Raw genomic sequence first — 10,033 nt, 5'->3', positions numbered from 1 at the left:
CGGGCGCGGCGGCGCGGGAGCGGGGCGCGCGCGGGACGGGGCGGGGAGCGGCGCCTCGCGCAGCGCGCCGCCCGCGTCGATCCACGCCGCGTCGGCGTCGAGCGCCAGCCCGGCCGCGGCCGGATCGACCGCGAACTCGCCGAGCGGCGAGAGATCGCGCGCGTCGAAGAGCAGCGCCTTCGCGCCGACCAACGCCGCGACGGCGCCGCCCCGCGAGAGGCCGACCCAGCGCGGAACGCCGTCGAGGTCGGCCGAGGCGAGCCGCGGCGGGACGCCGCGGAACGTCCGGACGGCGACGTCGATCAGGTCGAGGCGCGGGCCGACGGCGACGACCATCCGCGTTCCGTCCGGCGCGAACGCCGCGGCCGTCACCGGCGCGTCGAACGTCAGCACGATCCACGTGCCGCCGGTGTCGAGGCGGAAGGCGCGCAGCTCCTTGCCGACGGCGACGAAGACCGCCGTCCCGTCCGGCGACGCGGCCAGCGCGGACGGCGGGCCGGGCAGGGGCGTCTCGCGGCGGAAGCCGCCCGCGCCGGCGACGACGAGCGCGCCGCCGTTCCGCACCGCGCAGGCCGCGGCGATCCGGTCGGCGGTCGCGGCGACCGCGACGGCGCGTCCCGGCAAGGCGGTCTCGAGGACCGTCTTCGCGCCGTCCGGCCCCAGCGCGATCCGCGCCGCGCGCGGTTTCCTCCCCGCCTCCGACGTCGCGGCGACCAGCGCGTCGTCGGCGCAGCCGAGGGCGTCGATCCGGCGCCCGGCGGCGGCGAGGACGACCCCGCCGGGGCGCAGCTCGACGCGGTCGGCCAAGGCCACGGCCCGCCGTCCCGGAGCGGGGGAGCAGACGGCCGCCGCCGGAGCGGACGGCGACTCCGCGGCGAGCGTCGCGGAGACGAGAAACGGCGCGATGGCCAAGAGAATCGCCTTGCGCATGGGGACGCCTCCGCCGCGGGAACGGCCCGCCGGCCGACGACTCGATTGTGCGGCGAAACCCCGATTGCGGGCGGCGCGGATCGTTGGATATTCCCGTCAACAGGCCAAACGGGGCGACCTGGAGCCTGGGTTCGGCCTGAGGGAGGAGCTATGGCGAAGCGCACGGGCCGCGGCGCGGGACTCGCGACGCTCGTCGTCCTCGTCGGGGCGACGGTGGTCCTCGCCGGATGCGGCGGTCTCGTCTCGTCGGACGCTCGTCGGCAACTCGAAACGAACATCGCCAAATCGACGCTGACGGTCTATCCGGTCGGCGTCCTGCGCGGAAGCGATCTCGTTCCCGCGCCGGACGACGCGGTGCGGGTCGCCGAGCAGCTCGCGGCGAGCGGCTTCGCGAAGGTCGTCGCGTCCGCCGACGCTCCGAACGTCCGGACGATCTGGCGCCGCGATCAGGCCTCGATGCTCGAGCAGGTCGCGGGCGACGTCGGGCGGCACGTCAAGGCGCATCCGCCGCAGGGGGAATACGCCCTCTACGCGCAATACCTGCTGCGGGCCAGCGAGCGCGGCGACGAGGTCATCGGCCTGCAGTGGGTGATCGTCGACCGCTCGGGTCGGGTGGCCAACGCGGGGATGCTCGACGAAAAGGACTCGGCCTTCATCGCCGCCCGTCCGAAGGACAAGTCGGCGTGCGGGCCGCTGCTCGCGAGCTCGATCAAGCGGGACATCGGCGGAATGATGGCCCGCGCCGCCGGCCGACGCGTCGGCGGGTAGTTCCGTTCGTCCGGCCGCCGGGCGGTCGCGCCCGGCGAGGACGCGGAGGGAAAGGTGCGCGGGGGCCGGCGTCGGGCCGGCCCCCGCGGCGCGTCAGACCGCCTTGACCTCGATGGCCGGCGGCCGCTCGAGGTGCTTCTTCACGGTGCAGCTCCGCGCGGCGCGGATCGCGGCGTCGCGGTAGGCCTGCGGGAAGTCGGGCGGGAGCTCGACGTCGATCTCGATCTTCGAAACGAGGTGCGTCGCCTCGTCCACGATGTTCCGTTGCCGCAGCCGGATCCCGTCGGTCGGGATCTGCCGCTGCCGGCAGAAGCTGTTGACGTAGAAGCCGGCGCAGGTCCCGATCGACATCAGGAAGAGATGGAACGGGCTCGGCGCGGTGCCGTCCTGGTTCGTCGTGATCGAGATCTTCTCGAACTGGGCGTCCACGCGGTCGCCGCCGGGGAGGGTGATCGTCATCTCCATCGTCGTTCTCCGTGGTGGGGTGTCGCGGTCGTCTCAAGGATGCGCGGCGACGGCGGGTGGTTACAAGGCGGCTTGACGAGGCGCCGCGGGCGCGGGTAGATTCGCCGCGCGATGACGACCACGGCGAACTTCGCGGCGCGGAACTGGCGGCGCGGCGTCCACAGGGGAGTGGCGTCGTAGCGTCGTCGCGCGCGATTTGTTTTTTCCGGCCCACTTCCGAACGCGGGAGTGGGCCTTTTTCGTCGCTCGTTCCCGCGTCGCGGCGGCGCCGGGAAGGGAGCGACATGATCACCGACACGGAACGAACCAAGGCCGAACTGCTCCAGGATCTCGTCGAAGGACGGCTGCCGGACGAAGCCGGTCGCTTCGGCCCCTTCGGCGGCCGCGCGGTCCCGCCGCCGCTCGAGGCGGCGCTGGCCCGTCTGGAACGCGAGGCGCGCGCCGCGCTGGCCGACCCCGCCTTCCGCGCGGAGCTCGACGCCGAGCTCCGCGACTACGCCGGGCGGCCGACGCCGCTCACCGAGGCCCGCGCCCTCTCCGCGGCGTGGGGCGCGCGGATCCTGCTCAAGCGCGAGGACCTGCTGCATCTCGGCGCGCACAAGATCAACAACGCGCTCGGGCAGGCGCTCCTCGCGCGGCGGATGGGCGCGGCGCGAATCGTCGCCGAGACCGGCGCGGGGCAGCACGGCGTGGCCAGCGCCGCCGCCGCGGCGCGCGTCGGCCTGCCGTGCCGCGTCTACATGGGGGCGGCCGACATGGCGCGGCAGGCGCCGAACGTCGATCGGATGCGCCGCCTCGGCGCGGAGGTCGTCGCCGCGTCGGCGGGATCGGCGACGCTCTGCGCGGCGGTGGACGCCGCGCTCGCCGACTACGCGCAGGCGCCGCGCGCGACGTTCTATCTGCTCGGTTCGGCGGTGGGCCCGCATCCCTATCCGTGGCTCGTGCGGGAGCTGCAGGCGGTGATCGGGCGCGAGGCGCGCGCGCAGGCCGCGCGGCGTCTCGGCCGCCTGCCCGACGCGGCGATCGCCTGCATCGGCGGCGGCTCGAACGCGATCGGCCTCTTCCACGCCTTCGTTCCCGACCGCGGCGTGCGGCTCGTCGGCGTCGAAGGCGGCGGGCGCGGACCGGGACGCGGCGAGCACGCGGCGACGATGACCCGCGGCCGCGTCGGCGCGATCCACGGCTTCGTCTCGCTGGTTCTTCTGGACGACGACGGCGGCACGCCGCCGACGCACTCGATCTCCGCCGGGCTCGACTACCCGGGCGTCGGCCCGGAGCACGCGCTCCTCGCGCACGTCGGGCGCGCCGAGTACATCGCGGCGACAGACGACGAGGCGGTCGAAGCGTTCGACGCGCTCTGCCGCCTGGAGGGGATCGTGCCGGCGCTCGAGAGTTCGCACGCCCTCGCCGGAGCGCGCCGGCTGGCGCGCGAAAACCCCGGCGCCGCGCTGCTCGTCAACCTCTCCGGACGCGGCGACAAGGACCTGCCGCAGCTCGCCGCGCGCCGCGGGGCCGGGGCGCGATGACGGTCACTCGAAGCGCGGGAAGAGGTCGGTCGGCGGCCAGTCTTCGGTCGCGAGCACCGCCGACGGAATCTCCGACATCGCGCGGGCGCGGGGATCGAGCTTCCCCGTGCCGTGTCCGTTGAAGAGCGCGACGACGGTCACGCCTCCCTTGAGCCGCTCGACCCACGCCTGGACGCCGGGAAGCGCCCCTTCCTTGGCGTAGGTCGCGCCGCTCTCGTCCTCCGCGGCGCGGTCCCAGCCGAGGCCGAAGGCGACGGCGTGCTTGCGCGCGCCGGCCGGCGTCGTCGGCGCGGCCAGCATCTCGCGGCGCGTCGCGGCGGAGAGGAACGTCGAGTCCGGCCGCTCCAGCGCGGCGAGCAGGCGCGCGACGTCCACCGCCGAGCCGACCCAGCCTCCGGCCGCGGCCGCGGCGGGAACGAGCCCGCCGGGGAGTTCCTTCTCCGCGCGCGGCCCGTAGCGGCGCGCCTCGCCGGGAAGGTAGGCGGGCGGGGCGGGGGCGAGGCGCAGCCGCTCCGCGCCGAGCGGCTTCAGCGTCGTCAGCCGCACCGCCTCTTCGTACGACAGCCCGGTCGCCTCCTCGATCAAGCGGCCGAGGACGACGTAGCCGAAGTTGGAGTAGACGGCGCGCGTTCCGGGGTCGAAGTCGAGCTTGCGCCCCATCATGTAGCGGATCAGCCGCTCGGCGCTGATCGGCTCGGCGCGCAGCGTGCGGCTCACGCGGCGGCGGAAACGCAGCGGGTCGCCGCTCTTCGCCGTGTCCCATCCCGCGGTGTGCTGCAGCAGCTCCCGCACGGTGATCGCGGCGAGGCGGGGATCGGCCGGCGCGCCGCCGGCGGGGACGATCTTGATCCGCGCGAAGGCGCTCTCGTCGAGCGAGAGCTTCCCCTCGTCGCAGAGGCGCAGGACGGTCAGGGCGGTGATCGTCTTGGAGATGTTGGCGAGGGCGATCGGCGTGTCGGGGCGCATCGGGCGCTCGGCGCCGACGTCGGCGTGGCCGTAGCCGCGGGCGAAGACGAGCCGCCCGTCCTTCACGAGGGCGAGCTCCGCGCCCGGCGCCTCGGTCTGCTCGAGGATCCGGCTCATCAGCCCGTCGAAGCGTTCGAGCGTCGGCGCGGCCGGGCCGGCCGCGGGCGGCAGCCCTTCGTCGCCGATCGTCGTTTCGAGCCCGACGGTGGCGCAGCCCGCGAACGCGAGGGCGAGCAGGACGGGGAGCCAGACGCGCATCTTCGAACCTCCGCAGATCGAGGAGGACATCATAAGGCGCGGAGGGCGAAGACGAGGTGGCCGGTGGCGACGGCGCGGCCGAAGAGGAGCGCGCAGGCCGCGGCGGTCGCGCCGACGAATCCGAGCGGGCCGACGCCGGCGGCGAGCGCGACCGCGATGCCGCCGATCTCGATCGCCGAGGCGATGGTGATCGGCCGCGTCGCCCGCGCGGAGACGAAGACCGCGCGGAGATAGCACTGCGCGACGGAGAGGAGCGGCATCAGCGCCAGGAGCCGCAGCGGCGGCCGCGCCACGTCGGCCAGATCGGGGCGCAGCCCCTGGACGCCGAGCAGCCAGACGTCGAGCAGCGGGGTGAAGGCGACGACCGCGAACCCCGCCGCGGCGAGGAGGGCGAGGCGGGTCGCGAAGCGGCGCAGCGGCGCGCGCCCTTCCCACTCCGCCCCCATCAGCGCGATCGCGACCTCCTGCAGAGCGAGGCCGAGGCTGGCGAAGAAGAAGACGAACGGGTTGACCACCTGCATCGCGGCGAGCGACTCGACGGCGAGGCGGCTGCGCCCTAGGAAGAACGTCACGAGCGGGTTCACGCCGAGGTTGAGCAGCGACGTCAGGAGGAGCGGGTAGTAGAAGCGCCAGATTCCGCCGTAGGTCAGCGGCTCGCCGCGGCGCGACGTCTCCGGCCCGACCCGCTCCCCGGCCTCGATCCGCCGCACGAGCGACGCCGCCATCAGACGGCTGGCCACCGCCTCGGCGACGACGCCGACGGCGAGCGAGGCGCCGCCGACGAGCGCGCCGCCGCCGCGCACGAACGACGCGAAGAGGAGCGCCGAGCAGGACATCGCGACGAGGCGCACGGCGGTGCCGTAGGCGACGCGGCGCGTCTGGCCGCCGCGGATCAGGATCCCTTGATGGAAGCGGCGGTAGCCGATCGCCGCGGGCCACGGGAGCAGCAGCGCGCAGGCGCGGTTGGCCAGCGCCGCGACCTCGGGCGGCAGGCCGAGGACGCCGCGCGCGAACGGGACGAAGACCGGCGGCAGGACGAAGAGCGCGAGGGCGACGGTGATCGCCGCGTTGAGCGCGTAGGTGAAGCGGCGCAGCTTGCGCAGCGCGTCGCGGTCCTCCACCAGCGCCGTGGACGCGCTCAGGATCAGGATGATCGGCGACTCGGCGAGCATCGCCAGCACGAAGGCGACGCTGAAGGCGGCGAGGTTCAGCTTCGGCTCGCCGAGGCGGGCGATGACCGCGGCGATGAACGGCCCCTCGCAGGCCATCATCAGCCACGCGGCGGCCATCGGCAGCCAGTAGCGGAAGATGCGGCGCTGGGTCGGGGGGGCGTTCATAGGCCGCAGACGATAGCGCGGGGGCGGCCGGGGGGCGAGCGCGGAACGAGTCGCGGCGGGACCGCCGGCCGCGGCGGCGCGACGGACGGACGCGGCGACGGCGCCGCGGCCCGGCGCAAGAAGAGGGCCGGCGCGCGGCCGGCCCTCTTCCTCTCTTCGATGTTTGAAACGAGTCGCGGCGCCGTCACGGCCCCGCTTCTCTTCGCTTCGCTGCTTCAAACAAGCCGCGGCCGCGGAACGGCCGCGGCGCGGATCACCAGACCTTGCAGGGCTGGGGGTTGACCATCGGCTGGCCGGCCTTGCACGCGAACGCCTGCGCGAACTGCGGCAGGTTGGCCACCACGCCGTTGATGCGGTACTTGAGCGGCGAGTGGGGGTCGGTCGCGGCGCGCAGGCGCATGTTCTCGGCGCGGTCGGCGCCGCAGGCCCACTGGGCCATGCCGACGAAGAAGCGCTGGTCGGGCGTCAGCCCCTCGCGCGGCTCGAGCGTCTGGCCGGCGGTCGCCTTCTTCCAGGCGAGGTAGCCGAGCAGCGTGCCGCCGAGGTCGGCGACGTCCTCGCCCGCGGAGAGGTCGCTGTTGATGTGGATGTCGTCCACGACGACGTAGCCGGCGTACTGCTTCTTCACGCAGGCCACCCGTTCCTCGAACGCCTTCGCGTCCTTCTCGTTCCACCAGTCGACGAGGTTCCCCTTGGCGTCGAACTGGCGTCCTTCGTCGTCGAAGCCGTGCGTCAGCTCGTGGCCGATCGTCCCGCCGGTGTCGCCGTAGCTCGGGGCGAGGTCGATCTTGAGGTCGAAGAGCGGCGGCTGGAGCACGCCGGCGGGGAAGTTGATGTCGTTCATCTGCGGGTTGAAGTAGGCGTTGACGGTCGGGGGCGTCATGCCCCATTCGCCGCGGTCGAGCGGGCGGCCGATCTTGCCCAGCTGCCGCCGCATCTCGAACCGCTGCGCGCGCTCGACGTTGCCGACGAAGTCGGCGCGGTCGACCTTGATCGACGAGTAGTCGCGCCAATGCTCGGGGTAGCCGACCTTGTCGCGGATCGAGGCGAGCTTCTCCAGGGCGCGCTTCTTCGTCTCCGGGCTCATCCAGTCGAGGGCCTTGATCTCCGCGGCCATCGCTTCCTTGATCAGCGCCGTCATCCGCGCCGCTTCCTGCTTCGCGGCCGGCGGGAACGTCTTCTCGACGTAGAGCTTGCCCAGCTCCTCGCCGAGGTCGCGGTCCACGGAGTTCGCGCAGAACTTCCAGCGCGGCGGCATCTCGCGGCGGCCGCGCATCGTGCGGCCGTAGAAGTCGAAGCTCTCTTCGGCGAACGGGCGGGCGAGCTCGTCGGCGCGCGCGTGGAGCGCCTGCCAGCGCAGGTAGCTCTTGAGGTCGGCGTCCGGGCCGGCCTTCAGCAGCGCGGAGACCTTCTCCACGAACTTCGGCTCGGCGACGTTGACCTGCGCGAAGGCGGGGGCGCCGGCGGCGGCGAAGTAGGCGTTCCAGGGGATCGACGGGGCGAGCTTGGCCAGCTCGGCCTTGGCCATCTTGTGGTCCATGTTGTGCGGGTTGCGGCGATCGACGGCCGAGTACGACGCCTCGGCGAGCGCGGTCTCGACGCGCAGCGCGGCCTCGGCCTCGCGGGCGGCCTCTTCCGGCGCGTCGCCGAGGAGCTTGAACATCTTCTCCACGTGGGCGCGGTACTTGGCGCGGATGTCGGCGAAGCGCGCTTCCTTGCTCAGGTAGTAGTCCCGCTCGGGGAGACCCATGCCGCCGCGGTCGATCCCGGCGATCACCTTCTCCGCGTCGGCGAGGTCCTGCGTCGAGCCGAAGCCGAAGAGCGGCGCGCCGCCGGCGAGCTGCTCGGCGGCGACGAAGCGGAGCACGTCGTCCTTCGTCCGCAGGGCGGCGATTCGCGCGAGGACCGGCTTCAGCGGCGCGGCGCCGCGCTTGTCCACCGCGGCCTCGTCCATGCAGGCGGCGAAGTAGTCGCCGACCCGGCGCTCCGCGGCGCCGCGCGCGGCGTCGGGGCGGGAGGCGCGGTCGAGGAGCCCCCAGAGGTAGCGCATGTTCTCTTGATGCAGCTTGCCGTAGACGTCCCAGCTCGCCTGATCGGCGGGGATCGGGTTGTTCTTGATCCACCCGCCGCACGAGAACTGGTAGAAGTCGACGCAGGGGTCGGCCGCGCGGTCCATCGCGGCGGCGTCGAGGGCCGGCGTGTAGGGCAGGGACGGCAGCGGGCCGTCCTGCGGCGCGGGCGGCGCGGCGAAGGCGGCCAAGGGAAGAGCCAAGGCGAGCAGAGGCAACAGCTTCATCGGAACGCTCCTTGAGGAAGGGATTCCCGGAGTCTAGTCCCGGGCGCGGCGGGGCGACGACCGTTGGCGCCGATTGCGCCGCCGCAGAGCGCGAAGCGCGCCCGCTTCGCGGCGGCGGGCGGCCGGGGTCCGGAAACGGAAAGAGGCGGCCGCCGAAGCGACCGCCTCCCCGTCGATTCCGCCGAACCGCTCAGCCGCGGGGGGCGTTCGAGCGCCAGAGGGCCTCTTCCGCCTCGCGCCGGACGATGTAGGCGCGGTCCCAGTCGTAGGCGTCCCCTTCGCCGAGCATCCGGCGGAGGGCCGTCTTGAGCTTCTCTTCCTGCTCGCCGGCGAGGTAGCCGGCCAGCGCGAGCTTGCCCAGCGAGCGGACCGCCTTGGCCCGGACCGCGGCGTGCTTGTCGTCGAGGGCGCGGAACAGGGCGTCGTAGATCTCCGTCCGCCGCCGGTCGCCGAGCTGCTCCGGCGGCACGACCTCGACGATCTTGCCGACGGCGCGCGCCGCGCTGTCGCGGACTTCCTTGTCGGGGTGCATCAGCGAGCCGATGACCTCCGGCAGCGCCTCGGCGACCTCGGGGGCCCGGACCTTGCCGATCGCGAAGAGCGCGAAGGCGCGGCTGTACGGGTCGTCGGCCGTGGCGATGAACCGCCGCAGCGCGGGGATCGCCGCCGCGCCGACCATGCCGATCGCCTGGCCGAGGTGGATGTGGCTCTTGACGTCCGAGCCTTCCATGAACTCCAGCAGCAGCGGGACGACCTTGACCCCCTGCCGCGCGAGGCACTTCGCCGCGAGGTCGAGCAGCGGCTCGAGCTCGGGGTGGTCGTACGTGTCGACGTAGAACAACGAGCAGAGCGCCTCGACCGCCTGCCGGAACTCGGCGTCGGGGAGCGCGGGCATCACGCGGCTGATGTCGCGCACTCCGTCCTCGAGCTGGCTGCGGGTGGCGCCGGTCAACTTCGCGATCGCGGAACGCAGCGTCTCTTCTGGCATCCCCTTCGACCCTCCGTCGCGTTGGCGACGTGAAAGATTAACTCCGATTGTCGGCGGGACGCCCGAACCCCCGCCGCGTCTTTCGGCGCCGATCTATTTTTGGAATTTCGGTTCGGTCGCCGGCGCCGTTCCGTTCTAACAGTTGAACCACTTTGAATCACGAACGGTTCGGCAGCGGTGAGGCGCGAAGTCGGGAAGGTCGGCGACGCCGGGGGGCTTTCGCCGACCTTCCTTTGACGGCAGGGGGATGGGCGACGCCTCGCCCGGGGGGGCCGGGGCGTCGTCCGTTTCTTGCGGCGCCGCCGGCCGGCGCCTCCGCCGCGTCGCCGGCTCGGTCGCCGTCGCCGGGCGCCCGAACGGTCGTCCGCGGCGGCTCGGCTACAATGCCGCTTCCTTCGAGGAGCGGCCTCCCATGCAATCGATCCGCGAGCTCTTCCGCGTCGGCGTCGGCCCGTCGAGCAGCCACACCATGGCCCCGCGCCGCGCCGCCGAACTGTTC

General features: G+C 73.6%; 9 protein-coding genes. 3 read left to right on the top strand and 6 right to left on the bottom strand.

Annotation, left to right across the window (positions count from 1 at the left end):
• Positions 1-930, bottom strand: a 930-nt coding sequence (locus LLG88_02755; protein ID MCE5245827.1) for a hypothetical protein, incomplete at its 3' end; no start/stop codon positions are given.
• Positions 931-1,080: 150 nt separating this feature from the next.
• Between LLG88_02755 and LLG88_02750 the strand changes: the two genes are divergently transcribed.
• Positions 1,081-1,698 carry a hypothetical protein gene (locus LLG88_02750; GenBank protein ID MCE5245826.1) on the top strand — a complete coding sequence of 206 codons (618 nt, stop codon included), beginning with the start codon at positions 1,081-1,083 and terminating at the stop codon, positions 1,696-1,698.
• A gap of 93 nt (positions 1,699-1,791) precedes the next feature.
• Here LLG88_02750 and LLG88_02745 read toward each other — a convergent pair whose 3' ends face one another.
• Positions 1,792-2,163: an OsmC family protein gene (locus LLG88_02745; GenBank protein ID MCE5245825.1), complete on the bottom strand. Its 372-nt coding sequence runs from the start codon at positions 2,161-2,163 to the stop codon at positions 1,792-1,794.
• 284 nt (positions 2,164-2,447) lie between these two features.
• On the opposite strand from LLG88_02745, the gene trpB reads away from it, so the two are divergent.
• A complete protein-coding gene (trpB, locus tag LLG88_02740) occupies positions 2,448-3,689 on the top strand; it encodes a tryptophan synthase subunit beta (protein ID MCE5245824.1) in 1,242 nt (413 codons plus the stop codon).
• Positions 3,690-3,692: 3 nt separating this feature from the next.
• Here trpB and LLG88_02735 read toward each other — a convergent pair whose 3' ends face one another.
• The 4 genes from LLG88_02735 to LLG88_02720 form a co-directional block, all read right to left on the bottom strand.
• Positions 3,693-4,913: a beta-lactamase family protein gene (locus tag LLG88_02735; protein MCE5245823.1), complete on the bottom strand. Its 1,221-nt coding sequence runs from the start codon at positions 4,911-4,913 to the stop codon at positions 3,693-3,695.
• Between the two features lie 29 nt (positions 4,914-4,942).
• Positions 4,943-6,250, bottom strand: a complete 1,308-nt coding sequence (locus tag LLG88_02730) for a hypothetical protein (GenBank protein MCE5245822.1) — start codon at positions 6,248-6,250, stop codon at positions 4,943-4,945.
• A gap of 253 nt (positions 6,251-6,503) precedes the next feature.
• Positions 6,504-8,546 (bottom strand): M13 family metallopeptidase, encoded by a 2,043-nt coding sequence (locus tag LLG88_02725; GenBank protein ID MCE5245821.1) that lies wholly within the window; start codon positions 8,544-8,546, stop codon positions 6,504-6,506.
• A 190-nt stretch (positions 8,547-8,736) separates the two neighbouring features.
• Entirely contained in the window at positions 8,737-9,534 is a 798-nt protein-coding gene (locus LLG88_02720) for a HEAT repeat domain-containing protein (protein MCE5245820.1), read from the bottom strand.
• 412 nt (positions 9,535-9,946) lie between these two features.
• On the opposite strand from LLG88_02720, the gene LLG88_02715 reads away from it, so the two are divergent.
• Positions 9,947-10,033, top strand: an 87-nt coding sequence (locus LLG88_02715; protein ID MCE5245819.1) for a hypothetical protein, incomplete at its 3' end; no start/stop codon positions are given.

The organism is bacterium, assembly GCA_021372775.1.
Lineage (GTDB): Bacteria > Acidobacteriota > Polarisedimenticolia > J045 > J045 > JAJFTU01.
Note: the sequence above shows the minus strand (reverse complement) of the source record. Positions and strands in the feature narration are given on the sequence as shown.